Genomic DNA, 15,271 nt, shown 5'->3' with positions numbered 1-15,271 from the left:
CTATTTAGTCATTTTATTTTATGTGTAACTCTCTATTCATCGTACAAAGTTCGACTAAGCAATTCATCCTGAACATCTTTATCTAAGTTAACAAATATCGCACTAAACCCACTAACTCTTACTATCAAATTAGGATATTTTTCTGGATGTTTTTGTGCATCCTCTAAAACTCCATGATCAACAATCGTTACCATCAAATGACAACCGCCTTTTTTAAAGTAAGTGTTAAATAAATGCTTAATCTGTTTCCTATTCTTATTAAACATGTTAGGCGTAAACTTAATATTCTGAACAGCGCCCCCATGATATTTAGCATCAAAGGTAGCCAATGAATTTAATACAGCTGTCGGACCACTCATAGCCGCCCCACCTTGAGGATTATTAGCAGGATTCATAAATTTCCCAGAATAACGACCATCTAAGGAAGCAGAAGTCCTTCTTCCCCATTCTGTATTCGTTTGATTATTACTAATAACAATTAGATAATAATCCATTCCTTTTTCAATCCCTCTATCTCTAATCCCTTTTGCAACATATTCATAAAAATCATTTGCCAATTCATCTACTTCTTTAAGATCGTTGCCATATTTGCCTTGGTTCCATAAATCTTCACGTATTTGTTCATAACCTTCAAAATTTTGAAGGGCCGCGTTGTTTAATTCAGCTAAGGTATATTTTTTTTGCTCATAAACCAAGCTTTTAATTGCACTTAGGGCATCACTTGCATTTATATTTCCATAAGTTTCATTTGTTCCGCCTAGATACTTTATACCTCCGTCTAGAATAGCTTTTCCTCTGCTAATACAATCGTCCATTAGGATACTAGCGAATAAAAACGAGACTTCTTGATTCATAAGTTCGTAGCTATAATATTGCGCATCTACTGAAAGATCAAAATAGTAGTCTAACAATTCTTTATAATTATCATATAAATCATCAAAGGTATGAAACTCACTTATATCTTTTATAGAAACGGGACCGGCTTTTTTTACTCCATCCATTGGATCTATTCCATTATTCAATGTTATATTTAGCAACTTCACTAAATTAAGTAATGTATTCGGAGTCCCAACACTCTGCCCTTGAATAACAAACTCCCCACATCCAAACGGGACATATTGTTCTGCCGTTTCTCGGTCAACACGCATTGCATACATAACAGCCGGAACATTGACTTCATCATTATAAAGTGTCGGATAGGTCGCTCCAGTACCAATGCAATCATAAGCCATATCCATGATTTCTTCTGGCGTATCCTTATTAAATCTTAGTGTGAATTGAGGCTCTACATAATTACATTTTTGCGTTACTTTCATTGCAATTTTAGCAAAAACATCTGCCGCTTCTGGATTCTTCCTACCGTATCCCCCCACAATAATTCGACCATTAACTGTAGTTCTTCGGTTTTCAATTAGATTCCAAAGAGATTTTAGATAATCAAAGGCATCTGCTTCATTTATAACCCCTTTATCCAAATCATTTTTCAAATATGGGCCAAGATAATCATCTAATCTGCCATAATTTATACACCCAGCAAGTAACGCGTATAACCAAACCATTTGTAATGCTTGATGAAAAGTTTTAGGTTTTTCATTACGAATAACTGCTAAATCTCGATCCATTAACTCAAGTTGTTTTTGTCGCTCAGCAGACGCTCCATGCATCGCTTTTTGAACTAATTCCCGCTCAAAGTCAACAACGCTTTGGTATAATTCCAACGATTCAATAGCTGCAGCAAGAAATTCATTATTACTAGATTTGACTTGTTTTGCTTTTATTAACGTTTTTAAACCTTCGATACCATTTTCTAAAAGTTTTGGATAATCAAGCATCATCCCACTTAGTCTAGCAGTCGCCATCAAAGGAAAATCGCAATCAATAAATCGCCCTACCGTATCTTCTGTCAACACATCTTTACAATAAAGCGCTTTAACATCATTTTTTTCCCAGTAAGCGTACATTTCATCAACGCGCATCTTATCTTCCGCAGAAGGAAGCTCTTCACGAAATTTTAGTAATTTATCAAACACACAATAATGTCCAACTCCACCTAGCGAAGTAACACAACCAAAACCAATTGGTAAGAAATCCAAACGCCCCGCTAGCAAATCTTGTTCTTCAACACTTCTAAACAAAGTTGGATAAATAACTTTTAGACAATTGATTTCTCTTTTTTCTTTAGATAAATCTTTTGACGCCTTATGCACACGAGTATATTCTTCCATTATCGCCAATTGTTCATGTAGCGTTTTCTCACTTGGCAATTTGATACTAACTTCTACATTTTGAACTCCTGCAATATTGTTTTTTTTCATTTTAATGTTTACTCCTTTCAGCATCTCGCCAATTGTCTTGATAACCTCCTAACAAATCAACAAATCTTTTAGCAATATAATGCGGTCTCGTAATCGCGCTTCCTACAACTACTGAATGCGCTCCTAGATATAAAACTTTCATCGCATCTTCCGGTGTATAGATATGACCTTCCATCATGACGTATGCTTCGTCTTTAAAATCACGGCACATTCTGGCAAATTCTCTAAAATCAGGCTCTTCAATATGCTTTGTTTCTTCTGTGTATCCATACAAAGTTGGCGCAACAATATCCGCACCATTATCAATCGCTCGTCTTGCTTCTTCATAGTTTGATACATCCGCAAAAATAGGTGCATCCGGAATTTCTCGTTTCACAATTGGTAATAAATCCCAAGCAATCGTTCCCTCATGCGTTGTTTGACCAGTGCAGTCCAAAGCAATAATATCTGCACCAGCTTCCCAAATGTCTTTGCAAGCTTGTAATGTTGGAGTAATAAATACATCCGTATCATCATGCCAAATTTTCCAAAGTCCAATAATTGGCAAATCAACTTTTTCTTTAATTAAACGAATTTGTTCAGGCGAATTTGCTCTAATACCTACTGCCCCCGCCCATTTTGCTGACTCAGCCATTTTCACTACCATGTCATCTGTGTAAATCGGTTCATCCTTTTGTGTTTGGCAAGAAACAACCAAACCACCTTTTAATGATTCTAATAAGGCTCTGTTTTTTTGATTACTAGTTTTCATGCACTTCTCTCCTTAGTTGATTTTTCTTAATGAATTTTTCACCAGACTTATTCAAATACAATCATAAACCTCTAATCCAAAACAGCTTCTTCGTGTCAATGGCAGCAGCTATGAATGCCCTTTCATAATCTTTGTTCAGTATATCACCTTCAAAAAATCTTTTCAAGTCTTTTTGAATCATTTTTAATCATAATAACTCGAAATAAGTGTCGAAACCATTTATTTATCTAACAAAAATTAATTTCCATCGCTGTCAAATCCCTGTGCAGTTCTTGCCAAAAAGCGTTGTCGCAACTCATCCATATGCATCTATACAGCTTGATTCACCCTTTTGAAAACTCAACCCTAAAATAATATCTCAATTTAATTCAAAATAAGTCATTTTGACCTTTATTTTCTTAAGTTTTACAGTTATACTAAGCATAAGTTATATATTGATAGCAGAAAGGCGTGATTAAAATGGTTGATACTAAAGGATGCATCTTTAACATTCAACGATTTAGTATCCATGACGGTCCTGGAATTCGAACAACTGTCTTTTTTAAAGGCTGCCCACTACAATGTACATGGTGTTCTAACCCTGAATCCCAAAAGCATTTACCTGAATGGATGTGGGATAATAGTAAAAAGAGCAAGGTAATTACCGGGGAGTATTTTTCAGTAGATGAAGTAATAGCTGAGGTTCAAAAAGATATAGATTATTATACAGAGTCTGGCGGTGGGGTTACTGTAACAGGTGGCGAGGTTTTAGCCCAATTACCTTTTGTTATTAATCTTCTAAAAAAATGCAAACAAAAAGGAATACACACAGCTTGCGAGACTTCAGCGTATTCCTCCAAAAAGAAATTTTTATTATTATTAGAAAACGTGGACCTACTCATTATGGACATCAAACATTATAACAGCGATAAACATAGAGAAAAAACAGGCGTAAAACTAGAGCCAATAATTGAGAATCTAAAATTAGCTATCTCTTCTGGCAATGAAATGCTGTTACGAATACCCATTATTCCTGGCTATAATGACTCTCTTGCTGATTCAGAACAATTCGCGCTATTACTAAGCTCACTTCGGATTCAAACAGTTGAATTACTTCCATTCCATCAATTTGGCAAAAGTAAGTATAGATTTTTAGACCGAGAATACGAGTTTATGAATACACCACAATTAAGCGCTAACGACCTGCTTCCACATAAAAAGATATTTACTTCCTATGGTATTCATTGTAAAATCGCCTAAAAAAAGATGGAAAGGAATTAAATTCGCCTTTCCATCTTTTTTTATTTAGAAATCACAATATTCTTATGGTTCTTCTTATCAGCTGGAAACTCATCTACAAATATTTTTTCAAATTGATCTAAATAACCAAAAGTACTTATTCCCGTTAAAGAAAATTTAGAATGATCTACCAATAAATACGAGTGCTTACCTCTTTCCATTACAGCTTTCTTTAAAGCACCCACTTCAAATTCACTAGCATAAACTTCACCTAAATCTAAATCAACACCATTTGCACCAATAAAAACTTTATCAAATCTAAATTCTTTAATCTGTTCGATAGTGCTTGGCCCGTAACAAGTTTCATATTTGGGATTATACGCTCCACCAAGCATATAAATACTCCCATTTGGAATAGACATGCGCGATAAAAGGAAAAAGCTATTTGTCACCACTTTAATTCTTTTATTTTGCAAATATGGAAGTAGTTGAACGGGAGTAGTTCCTGAATCTAAAAAAATCAAGTCTCCATCATTAATCATTTGAGCAGCTTCCCTACAAACAGCTTGCTTTTCTTTAATATTCACACCCAATTTATCTAAAACAGGTACTTCCGTAAAGTCACTCATTGTTTCATCAAAATTTTTTTGAATGGCTCCACCTCTTGCTCGGTCAACTTTTCCATCTTGTTCAAGCACTTTAAGATCCCGCTGGATAGTAGACTTTGACACTCCAAGCTCTTTACACAAATCGGTAACCGAAATAGATGGTTGATCATGTAGCCTTTTTAGTATGTATAGTAAGCGTTCTTTAGCTAGCACTCTTACTCCCCCTAACCTAAAATTAATTCATAAAAAATGTTAGCTAGTAAATTTAAGAATTCCTTCCACCGAATAGATGATACATTCGCTCACCTTAGTATATATTCTCTATCCTATAAACTCAAGAATTTGTGTCATTTTATATCAAAATTAGTCATAGTTTGAGCAAATAACTATTTTTGAAATATAAAAAAACCTCGCAACATAGATAGCATCTTTGTTACGAGGGACTGTTATAAAAAGCTTAATTATTTTTTAACCAAGTGTCTAATCGATTAACTACTTTTTCAAGTCCAAGCACTTCAATAGCAAGCGGCAATTCAGGGCCATGCATTTCGCCAGTTGTTACAATTCGAATTGGCATAAATAAACCTTTACCTTTGACACCAGTTTCTTTTTGAACACGTTTAATTGCAGCTTTTACTTCTGCAGCTTCTAAAACTTCTAGTGTTTCTATTTCTTTTTTGAAAGCTGAAATAACCGTTGGAACAGTTTCTTCTGCAAGAGCCGCTTTTTCCTCCGCATCAAAAGTGATGGAATCTGCATCTGCAAAGAACATTTCTGAAAGTGGTACGATTTCTGCACCAAAACTCATTTGTTCATGATAAAGTGAAACTAATTTGTGCACCCAATTAAGTTCTTCTTGGTTTAACTCCGTAGAAACCACTCCGGCTTTTTGTAAATGCGGTAAAGAAAGCTCTACTACATCATTAAGCGGTAATTTTTTCACGTATTGGTTGTTCATCCATGTTAATTTAACTTTATCAAATAATGCCGGCGACTTGGATAGACGCTTCGGATCAAATATTTTGATGAATTCATCTTTGGAGAAAATTTCTTCCTCGCCTTCTGGTGACCAACCAAGCATTGCAATAAAATTAAATAACGCTTCTGGTAAATATCCAAGATCACGATATTGTTCAATAAATTGAATAATTGAGCCATCACGTTTAGACAATTTACGTCTGCTTTCATTCACAATAAGTGTCATATGCCCAAAAATTGGCGGCTCCCAACCAAAAGCATTATAAATAAGTAGTTGTTTTGGCGTATTAGAAATATGGTCATCACCACGGAGCACATGGGAGATTTCCATTAAATGATCGTCTACGGCTACTGCAAAATTATATGTTGGAATACCATCTTTTTTCGCAATAACAAAGTCTCCAATACCATTCGATTCAAAAGAAACATCATCTTTTACCATATCGTTAAAAGTAATTGTTTCATTTGCAGGTATCTTAAAGCGAATACTTGGTTTAAGTCCTTCCGCTTCTTTTCCGGCTTGTTGTTCTTTTGTTAAATGACGGCATTTACCACTATAGCGAGGCATTTCTCCATTCGCTTTCTGCTTCTCACGCTCAGCTTCTAATTCATCTTCTGTACAATAACACTTATAAGCTAAATCTTCATCCAAAAGTTTTTGAATAAGTGGTTCATAAATGGATTGACGTTCCGATTGACGGTAGGGTCCATATTTACCTGGAACATCAACGCCTTCATCCCAGTCCATACCAAGCCATTTGAGATTTTTCATTTGGCTTTCTTCCCCATCTGCCACATTACGTTTAGCATCAGTGTCTTCAATGCGGATAATAAAGTCTCCATCGTTATGTCTTGCAAATAAATAGTTAAATAAGGCTGTACGCGCATTTCCAATATGCAAGAATCCAGTTGGACTTGGTGCATAGCGTACACGCACACGTTTTGTTTCACTCACAATTATTCACTCCTTCAAATATGCTCAAAATATAGATTTATTTTTTCCTCGTTTTAGTAAGTTCTCCTAAGATAGCCTTTGCTAGCGGCATATCTTCTGGTGTGGTTAGTTTAATATTATAATAGCTCCCCGGAACAATTGAAACCGGAAAAGGTATTCGTTCAACCAAGCTCGCCTCATCCGTACCAAGAAATTCTTCTTTCTTAGCTAGTTGATGTGCTTGCCGTAAAAGTGATAATTCAAAGGCTTGTGGAGTTTGTACTTGCCAAAGATTTTCTCGATTGACGGTTTCCTGTACGATATTAGCTGTAACTCGTTTCACCGTATCCTTAACTTTCACTGCACAAATAGCAGCTTTATTCACTTTCACACCTTCAAGTAAGCGATCAATAATGTCCAGCGTTACAAATGGTCTCGCTCCATCATGTACGAGTACTACATTCTCCGTTCCACAATGTTCAAGTCCTGCTGCCACACTATATTGACGTTCACTTCCACCTTTTACAATTTCGATGCAGTCTTCCGTTACACCTAACTGCTGCATCCAATTTTGCACCTGCTTTTTTTCTGCTTCTTGGCATACAACAATCACCTTTGAACAACGACTATCTGCTAAAAAAGGGCGTAGTGCATGAATAAATATTGGCTCACCCACTAAATCTAACCACATTTTATTTTGTTTTGCGTTCATACGTTTGCCTTGTCCTGCTGCTAAAAAAACTAGCTCATAGTGCATGCCTATTTGCTCCTTCCCATCAGGATGGTTTAGCAAAGATCATTCTTCCTGCTGATGTTTGAAGCACACTAGTTACTTCTACTTGAATAGTTTCATTAATAAATTTACGACCGTCTTCCACAACAATCATTGTTCCATCATCTAAATATGCAACACCTTGATTATGCTCTTTTCCATCTTTCACCATAAGAACCGTCATTTTTTCCCCAGGTAACACAACAGGTTTTACAGCATTCGCTAAATCATTAATATTTAAAACTGGTACATTTTGAAATTCACATACTTTATTTAAATTATAATCATTAGTTACAACGATTCCGCCCATTTCTTTGGCAAGTTTCACAAGTTTACTATCTACTTCAGGCGTATCTTCAAAATCACCTTCGTACATTTCTACCTGGATAGACTCGTCTTTTTGAATTCGATTTAAAATATCTAAACCTCGACGACCTCTTGTACGTTTAAGCGTGTCTGAAGAATCCGCAATATGTTGAAGTTCAGCCAAAACAAAAAGTGGAATAACTACCGTTCCATCTAAAAATCCTGTTGTTAAAATATCCGCAATACGTCCATCAATAATAACACTCGTATCCAATATTTTATAAGTTTTTTTAGATCTTCCCTCTGTAATTTCTTCTTCAGGTGTCTTCTTCTTCGCGTTTCTGTTGTTAACAAAATTACCAAATTCATTACGACGACTTATCCCAATCCGGAATCCTAAATATCCAAGCACTAATGTTAAAATTACTGGTACTACTGAATTCAAAAGTGGAATATTTGTTTGACTTAGCGCATTGCTTGCGAAAAAAGCAATAACTAAACCGACAAACAAACCAAAACCACCATAAACAAGTGTGGCAATAGCAATTTTAGCTAATTTTTCCTCTAACCAATTAAGTGCGGCTTCTACATATTTCACCGCCCAAAAAGTAATAAGATAAAATATAAGTGCACCAATCAGAGCATTAGTATAAGGATTATTAATTAGCAGAATATTTCCTATTCCTAGTTTCATCCAAAGCATTGGCAATGAAAAGACTCCCGTAGTCCCGCCAAGAATTAAAAAACATACTCGAATTACCCATGTAAGCATTTAGTCTCCCCCTTTCCATTTCTAAATTTATAAGTATATTTGAGCTATTAACAAACATACATATAGCACTATTTTACACTATTAAAAGACGATACCGCAAATAGTACTCACGGAATCGCCAAAGTATTTAATTTCAATCAGGTAAAGCCTTCTTTAAAGCTTCTCCAATCGTTTCTACGCCAACTACTTGAACGTCTTTTGGAATCTTCCATGCTCCTTCATTATTTTTTGGAATAAAAATACGTTTGAAGCCAAGTTTTGCCGCTTCTTGTACTCGCTGTTCAATTCTTGCAACTCGGCGAATTTCTCCTGTTAAGCCAAGTTCACCAATAAAGCAATCTGTACTTTTGGTTGGTTTATCTCGGTAACTTGATGCCACACTAACCGCAACAGCCAAATCTACAGCCGGTTCATCTAATTTAACGCCACCCGCTGCTTTTAAATATGCATCTTGGTTTTGCAACATTAATCCCACTCTTTTTTCCAAAACAGCCATAATTAATGATACTTTATTATAATCAATTCCAGTCGCCATTCGTTTGGCATTACCAAACATCGTTGGCGAAACAAGTGCTTGAATTTCGACAAGTACAGGACGCGTCCCTTCCATAGATGCAACAACGGTCGATCCTGATGCTCCTTCTAAACGTTCTTCCAGAAAAACTTCTGATGGGTTAGCAACTTCAACAAGTCCTACATCACGCATTTCAAAAATACCAATTTCATTTGTCGACCCAAAGCGGTTCTTCACAGCGCGTAAAATTCGGTAAGCATGATGGCGCTCTCCTTCAAAATAAAGCACTGTATCTACCATGTGTTCAAGTAAACGTGGTCCTGCAATAGCACCTTCTTTGGTTACATGACCTACTATAAAAATAGCAATATTTTGCATTTTAGCAATTCTCATTAAAGCCGCTGTACATTCACGAACCTGAGATACGCTACCCGCTGCACTAGTCACATCTGGATGATACACCGTTTGAATAGAGTCAATGACAACAAAATCTGGTTTTACAAAATCAATTGTTTCTTGCACTGCTTCTAAATTTGTTTCAGCATAAACATACAAATTATCACCCGAAACTTGCAAGCGCTCTGCTCGAAGTTTTGTTTGTTTGATAGATTCTTCTCCAGAAATATATAGCACTTTTTTATTGGTAAGTGTCAGCTGTGCCGATACTTGAAGCAAGAGTGTCGATTTACCTATTCCGGGATCTCCACCAACAAGAACCATTGAACCAGGAACAACCCCACCACCAAGTACTCGGTTTAACTCTGGCATACGAGTTTCTACACGCTTCTCTTCTTCACTTGCAATTTGCGTAATTGGCGTTGCTTTTGCTGCTTCTCCTGTATGATTAAAAGCTGAACGTGATTTCTTTGATGGTTCGAGTGCTTCCACCATCTGATTCCACTCATTGCAATTCGGACATTTCCCCATCCATTTTGGCGATTCATATCCACATGCCTGACATACAAATTTGGTCGTCCTTTTTGCCTTAGCCATTTCTACACCCCTCCATACATATGCTTCATTTTACCACAGATCATCTGTTCGCGTTAAGCCTTTTAGCCAAATTCGTATTTTAGAAGCATATTCGCTATTTTCAATCCATAAAAAACCTTTCCTATTGTTCAGGAAAGGTTCTATTATTTTATTTTGTTTTAACTTTTTTTGGTGCTGTTTTCTTTTTAGGAGCTGTTTTTTGTCTCACTTCAAGTTTACCATCTTTTACCCCAATTTCAATTGTATCGCCTACTTTAATATTACCACGAAGCAATTCTTCTGAAAGCATATCTTCCACTTCTTTTTGAATAGCTCGTTTCAAAGGACGCGCTCCGTATTCTGGATCATAACCATCTTTTGCAATTTTAGCTTTAGCACCTTCTGTTAACTTCACATGAATATCACGTTCAGCTAGGCGTTTTGTTAATTGTGCTGTAAGAAGCGTTACAATTTGTTTCAATTCTTTTTCTTGAAGAGAATGGAACACGATAGTTTCATCAATACGGTTAATAAATTCTGGACGGAAAGCTTGTTTTAAATCTTGCAACACACGATGTTCCATTGCTTTATGGTCTTTTAACGGATCTATTACATTAAAGCCCATTGATTTATCTTGTTTCATTTCTTGCGCACCAATGTTGGAAGTCATAATGATTACAGTATTTCTAAAATCAACCACTCTGCCTTTAGAATCGGTTAAACGTCCATCATCAAGCACTTGAAGCAACATATTAAATACATCGGGATGCGCTTTTTCAATTTCATCTAAAAGCACTACAGAATAAGGCTTTTGGCGCACTTTCTCGGTTAATTGTCCCCCTTCTTCATAACCAACATAACCAGGAGGAGCTCCAACTAAACGAGCAGTCGAAAATTTCTCCATATACTCTGACATATCAATTCGAATCATAGAGTCCTCATCACCAAACATAGACTCTGCAAGCGCACGAGCAAGTTCTGTTTTTCCGACACCAGTTGGTCCAAGGAAAATAAAGGAACCGATTGGACGTTTTGGATCTTTAAGACCGGCACGAGCCCGACGAACAGCTAGTGATACTGCTTTGACTGCTGCATCTTGACCAATTACCCGCTCATGTAAAAGTTTTTCCATATGGAGTAATTTATTAGTCTCCGTTTCAGCAAGTTTTGCAACTGGAATTCCTGTCCAACTTGCCACAACTTCCGCAACTATGTCCTCTGTTACTTCACTATGATCAAGTCCTTGTTTTTCTTGCCAATTAGCTTTCGTTTCTTCTAAAGATTTTTTAAGTTTATGCTCTTTATCTCTTAATGCTGCTGCTTTTTCAAACTCTTGTCCTTGAACAGCTGCATCTTTTTCTTTCTTCAAATCGGTTAAATTTGCTTCCATTTCTTTCACATTTTTAGGTGTTGTAAAAGATTTCAAGCGAACTTTAGAACCTGCTTCATCAATTACATCAATCGCTTTATCTGGTAAAAAACGATCAGAAATATAGCGATCCGATAAACGAACTGCTGCATCAAGAGCTTCATCTGTAATTGCCACACGATGATGTGCTTCATAACGATCACGCAAACCATGCAGAATTTGAATAGACTCTTCAACAGTAGGTTCATCTACTTTAATTGGTTGGAAACGTCTTTCAAGTGCAGCATCTTTTTCGATATATTTCCGGTATTCATCCAGTGTTGTTGCACCAATACATTGCAACTCGCCACGAGCTAGCGGTGGTTTCAAAATATTAGAAGCATCAATCGCTCCTTCTGCCCCACCTGCACCAATTAGTGTATGAAGCTCATCAATAAATAAAATAACATTTCCAGCTTGACGAATTTCATCCATTACTTTTTTCAATCGATCTTCAAACTCACCACGATATTTAGTTCCTGCGACAACAGTCCCCATATCAAGTGTCATTACACGTTTTCCACGTAACGTTTCCGGAACTTCATTGCGAACAATTTGCTGCGCCAAACCTTCTGCAATAGCTGTTTTACCCACACCTGGCTCACCAATAAGAACTGGATTATTTTTTGTTCGACGACTTAACACTTCAATCACACGTTGAATTTCTTTAGAGCGGCCAATGACCGGATCCAAATTATCCTCACGAGCAATCACAGTCAAATCACGAGCTAAACTATCTAATGTCGGTGTTGCTTGCGTATTTGTTTGTCTTCCAGCCCCAGTAGCATCACCACCACCAAGTAGTTGCAGTACTTGTTGTCTAGCCTTATTCAAACTTATACCAAGATTACTTAATACCCGAGCCGCAACTCCTTCACCTTCCCGAATAAGCCCTAATAGAATATGTTCTGTTCCTACATACGTATGTCCTAGTTTACGAGCCTCATCCATTGAAAGTTCAATCACCTTTTTAGCGCGAGGAGTATATTGAATTGTTGTCACTGCCTTATCACCATGTCCGATTAATCCTTCTACCTCTTGCTGAACTTTTTCAGAACTAATCCCAAGTTCATAAAGAGCTTTTGCAGCAATCCCTTCGCCTTCTCTTACAAGTCCAAGCAATATATGTTCCGTACCTAAATTACTATGATTTAAACGCATTGCCTCTTCTTGTGACAAAGCGAGTACTTTCTGAGCTCTCTGCGTAAAACGTCCAAACATCATTGTTGTTTCCTCCTTATCATCAGCCTAATCAATTATCGCCCAAAATCTCGCGAATCACTTTGGCTCGTATTACTTTTTCTTCTAAAGCATCCATATTCCGCCCTGCTTCTCTTCTTAAAAATGCTGGTTGCGAAAATAGTACCAATTCGTTCATTTTTTGGCGAGAAATATGCTCGAAAAACCCTAATTCCACCCCTAGCCGAATATCAGAAATAGCATCAGAAGCTTCTTGGATAGATATAATTCGACAATTTTTCAATAACCCATATGACCTAAAAACTCGGTCTTCAAGCGCAATATGAAACTTTTGTTTTAAAGTTGTTCTCGCCACGCGTTCTTGCATAATAATCTGTTCCATTACTTGAGTCAAATCTTCCACAATTTCCGTTTCTGTTTTTCCAAGCGTCACTTGATTAGACACTTGGAAGATATTACTCGCGGGCATACTACCTTCCCCGTATATACCTCTTACCACAAAACCAAGACTCCTAATCGCTTCAATCACATTTTTAATTCTTTTAGTCGTAACTAGCCCTGGCAAATGAACCATGACTGAAGCTCGCATCCCAGTCCCAATATTCGTTACACAACTAGTCAAATACCCAAACTGTTTATCAAAAGCATACGTTAGTTTCCCTTCCACATACTCATCAATTTGCAGCGCCGCCTCTAGTGCATCAAACAACCTAAGTCCAGGAGTCATACACTGAATTCGCAAGTGATCCTCTTCATTTAACATAATACTAACATTCTCTTCTTCATTTAAAAGAACTGCTCCATGCTGACTCTTATTCATTAAATAAGGACTAATTAAATGCTTTTCCACTAAAAGAGCCTTTTCAAGCTGAGAAATAGCATTCATCTTATACAAAGTGAAATTATCATCAATAACTGTTGCAATCTTACTAATAACTTCTTCCTTTTGCTCATAAATTGGAAATTGTTCATTTTGCAAATTCCTGGCAAGCCTAATCCGTGAACTAAGCACTACATCATCGTCATCTCCATCATTTTCTAACCAAGAACTAAGCCGAGGTTCAAATACATTCATTTATCCTCACCTCCAGCCTTCAAAGCTCGAATTTTATCTCGCACAATTGCGGCATCTTCAAACTCTTCATTCTTAATCAATTGATTTAACTTCTCTTGAAGAAGTATAATTTCATTTTGCACACCTGCTGCTCGCTCAATTTCTTTTGGAACTTTCCCGATATGCTTTGTATAACCATTTTGCACGCGTCCAATAATCAGCACCAATTGAGATTGAAAAGCAGCGTAACATTCCTCACATCCAACGCGATTAGTTTGCAAAAACTCTTCAAAAGTCAACTTACAATTTTTACAAGCTACTTTTTTCTGCTCCGTCTCCTCTTTTTGTAAAAGAGCTAAAAAATCCAAAGCAACTTCACTAAACGTATCCATCGCCTTAACCAAGTCTTTCTCTGAGGCAAGAGCTTCGTCGGCAGCACAATTCTCACACAAATATAAAGATTCTACTTTTCCAGAATCATTTAACTGCTGAAGTGCAATAACCGCCTTATTTTCCCCACATTTTTGACATATCATAAGTTATCACACCCTAATCATATTTCAAAGCAACCAACATCGCTTCTAGTATCCTGCTCCGTAAAACATCTCGATCTGGCAAAGGTAAAATTAAAACTTCACGATCTAATGCCGCTACCATCAATCTCGCTTCTTTTTTCGTTATAACATCTTCCTCAAGTAATCTTAAAATAACATCTTCAGAGAAAGATTGAGATACCTTTTTATCATGAACCATAGATATAATAGCTTCTAATAATTGTAGTTTATCATTCATTTTAACTTTGATAATTCGAATATATCCACCACCACCACGTTTACTTTCAACAATATATCCACGCTCCATTGTAAACCTAGTATTGATAACATAGTTAATCTGTGATGGAACACATTCAAATTTATCAGCTATCTCACTTCTTTTAATTTCGACAGCTTCACTAGACTCCAAAACTTGTTTTAAATATGCTTCTATAATATCAGAAATATTTTTCATTATAAGGTTCTCCTTTCTGTATTTTCCAAATCACTGACTTTGACTATTTTTGACTTTAATTATACTAGATTTTCCTACCTATTAGCAATTTATTTATCTTTTTTATACACAAAAAAAGTCCTAAATAATTAGGACTTCCCAAATTGCCCGGCAGCGACCTACTCTCGCAGGGGGAAGCCCCCAACTACCATTGGCGCAGAGAAGCTTAACTACCGTGTTCGGGATGGGAACGGGTGTGACCTTCTCGCCATAACTACCAGACAATATAAAGAATTAGAAAGATTGCTCTCTCAAAACTAGAGAAGAAAGGGTTCAGTTAGGTAACTTCGTTTCATTTTTTGGTTAAGTCCTCGATCGATTAGTATTTGTCCGCTCCATGTATCGCTACACTTCCACTCCAAACCTATCTACCTGATCATCTTTCAGGGATCTTACTTTCCGAAGAAATGGGAAATCTCATC

General features: G+C 36.6%; 12 protein-coding genes and 2 rRNA genes. 1 reads left to right on the top strand and 13 read right to left on the bottom strand.

The annotated features are described in order from the left end of the window. Positions 1–32: 32 nt before the first annotated feature. Positions 33–2,315 carry a pyruvate formate lyase family protein gene (locus tag HCJ50_RS01370; RefSeq protein WP_185395450.1) on the bottom strand — a complete coding sequence of 761 codons (2,283 nt, stop codon included), beginning with the start codon at positions 2,313–2,315 and terminating at the stop codon, positions 33–35. A 1-nt stretch (position 2,316) separates the two neighbouring features. Further along, complete coding sequence (locus HCJ50_RS01365) at positions 2,317–3,066, bottom strand: N-acetylmannosamine-6-phosphate 2-epimerase (protein ID WP_185395449.1); 750 nt, start codon at positions 3,064–3,066, stop codon at positions 2,317–2,319. Positions 3,067–3,525: 459 nt separating this feature from the next. Here HCJ50_RS01365 and HCJ50_RS01360 point away from each other — a divergent pair, with 459 nt between their 5' ends. Beyond that, complete coding sequence (locus HCJ50_RS01360; protein WP_185398137.1) at positions 3,526–4,305, top strand: glycyl-radical enzyme activating protein; 780 nt, start codon at positions 3,526–3,528, stop codon at positions 4,303–4,305. 41 nt (positions 4,306–4,346) lie between these two features. Here the strand turns inward: HCJ50_RS01360 and HCJ50_RS01355 are convergent, their stop codons facing one another. The 11 genes from HCJ50_RS01355 to HCJ50_RS01305 all read right to left on the bottom strand — a co-directional run. Next, positions 4,347–5,105 carry a DeoR/GlpR family DNA-binding transcription regulator gene (locus tag HCJ50_RS01355; RefSeq protein ID WP_185346924.1) on the bottom strand — a complete coding sequence of 253 codons (759 nt, stop codon included), beginning with the start codon at positions 5,103–5,105 and terminating at the stop codon, positions 4,347–4,349. Positions 5,106–5,349: 244 nt separating this feature from the next. Beyond that, positions 5,350–6,825, bottom strand: coding sequence for a glutamate--tRNA ligase (gene gltX / locus HCJ50_RS01350; protein WP_185346926.1), 1,476 nt, complete (start codon positions 6,823–6,825; stop codon positions 5,350–5,352). A gap of 37 nt (positions 6,826–6,862) precedes the next feature. Beyond that, positions 6,863–7,561: a 2-C-methyl-D-erythritol 4-phosphate cytidylyltransferase gene (ispD, locus tag HCJ50_RS01345; protein WP_185346928.1), complete on the bottom strand. Its 699-nt coding sequence runs from the start codon at positions 7,559–7,561 to the stop codon at positions 6,863–6,865. Between the two features lie 19 nt (positions 7,562–7,580). Then, entirely contained in the window at positions 7,581–8,654 is a 1,074-nt protein-coding gene (locus HCJ50_RS01340) for a PIN/TRAM domain-containing protein (RefSeq protein ID WP_185346930.1), read from the bottom strand. 133 nt (positions 8,655–8,787) lie between these two features. Beyond that, entirely contained in the window at positions 8,788–10,161 is a 1,374-nt protein-coding gene (gene radA / locus HCJ50_RS01335) for a DNA repair protein RadA (RefSeq protein ID WP_185346932.1), read from the bottom strand. Positions 10,162–10,309: 148 nt separating this feature from the next. After that, positions 10,310–12,772 carry an ATP-dependent Clp protease ATP-binding subunit gene (locus tag HCJ50_RS01330; protein ID WP_185346934.1) on the bottom strand — a complete coding sequence of 821 codons (2,463 nt, stop codon included), beginning with the start codon at positions 12,770–12,772 and terminating at the stop codon, positions 10,310–10,312. Positions 12,773–12,800: 28 nt separating this feature from the next. Further along, positions 12,801–13,823 (bottom strand): protein arginine kinase, encoded by a 1,023-nt coding sequence (locus HCJ50_RS01325; protein WP_185346936.1) that lies wholly within the window; start codon positions 13,821–13,823, stop codon positions 12,801–12,803. Next, a complete protein-coding gene (locus HCJ50_RS01320; RefSeq protein WP_185346938.1) occupies positions 13,820–14,338 on the bottom strand; it encodes a UvrB/UvrC motif-containing protein in 519 nt (172 codons plus the stop codon). The genes HCJ50_RS01325 and HCJ50_RS01320 overlap by 4 nt, the downstream gene beginning before the upstream one ends. A gap of 13 nt (positions 14,339–14,351) precedes the next feature. Beyond that, the gene (locus tag HCJ50_RS01315) at positions 14,352–14,810 is read right to left on the bottom strand and encodes a CtsR family transcriptional regulator (protein WP_003718316.1); all 459 of its coding nucleotides are present in this window, start codon (positions 14,808–14,810) and stop codon (positions 14,352–14,354) included. Between the two features lie 145 nt (positions 14,811–14,955). Then, a 5S ribosomal RNA gene (rrf, locus tag HCJ50_RS01310) occupies positions 14,956–15,071 on the bottom strand. Positions 15,072–15,148: 77 nt separating this feature from the next. Beyond that, positions 15,149–15,271 (bottom strand): 23S ribosomal RNA (locus HCJ50_RS01305); the annotation flags it as partial.

It is taken from the genome of Listeria immobilis, assembly GCF_014322765.1.
In the GTDB taxonomy this organism is placed as follows: Bacteria; Bacillota; Bacilli; order Lactobacillales; family Listeriaceae; genus Listeria; species Listeria immobilis.
The sequence above is the reverse complement of the archived record's forward strand: the minus strand, read 5'-3'. Positions and strand labels throughout refer to the sequence as shown.

Bases quoted from the DNA above. Each gene is read 5' to 3' on its own strand.
- HCJ50_RS01315 (WP_003718316.1), bottom strand. From the start codon at position 14,810: ATGAAAAATATTTCTGATATTATAGAAGCATATTTAAAACAAGTTTTG.
- HCJ50_RS01330 (WP_185346934.1), bottom strand. From the start codon at position 12,772: ATGATGTTTGGACGTTTTACGCAGAGAGCTCAGAAAGTACTCGCTTTG.
- HCJ50_RS01320 (WP_185346938.1), bottom strand. From the start codon at position 14,338: ATGATATGTCAAAAATGTGGGGAAAATAAGGCGGTTATTGCACTTCAG.
- HCJ50_RS01340 (WP_185346930.1), bottom strand. From the start codon at position 8,654: ATGCTTACATGGGTAATTCGAGTATGTTTTTTAATTCTTGGCGGGACT.
- HCJ50_RS01360 (WP_185398137.1), top strand. From the start codon at position 3,526: ATGGTTGATACTAAAGGATGCATCTTTAACATTCAACGATTTAGTATC.
- ispD (WP_185346928.1), bottom strand. From the start codon at position 7,561: ATGCACTATGAGCTAGTTTTTTTAGCAGCAGGACAAGGCAAACGTATG.
- HCJ50_RS01325 (WP_185346936.1), bottom strand. From the start codon at position 13,823: ATGAATGTATTTGAACCTCGGCTTAGTTCTTGGTTAGAAAATGATGGA.
- HCJ50_RS01365 (WP_185395449.1), bottom strand. From the start codon at position 3,066: ATGAAAACTAGTAATCAAAAAAACAGAGCCTTATTAGAATCATTAAAA.
- HCJ50_RS01370 (WP_185395450.1), bottom strand. From the start codon at position 2,315: ATGAAAAAAAACAATATTGCAGGAGTTCAAAATGTAGAAGTTAGTATC.
- radA (WP_185346932.1), bottom strand. From the start codon at position 10,161: ATGGCTAAGGCAAAAAGGACGACCAAATTTGTATGTCAGGCATGTGGA.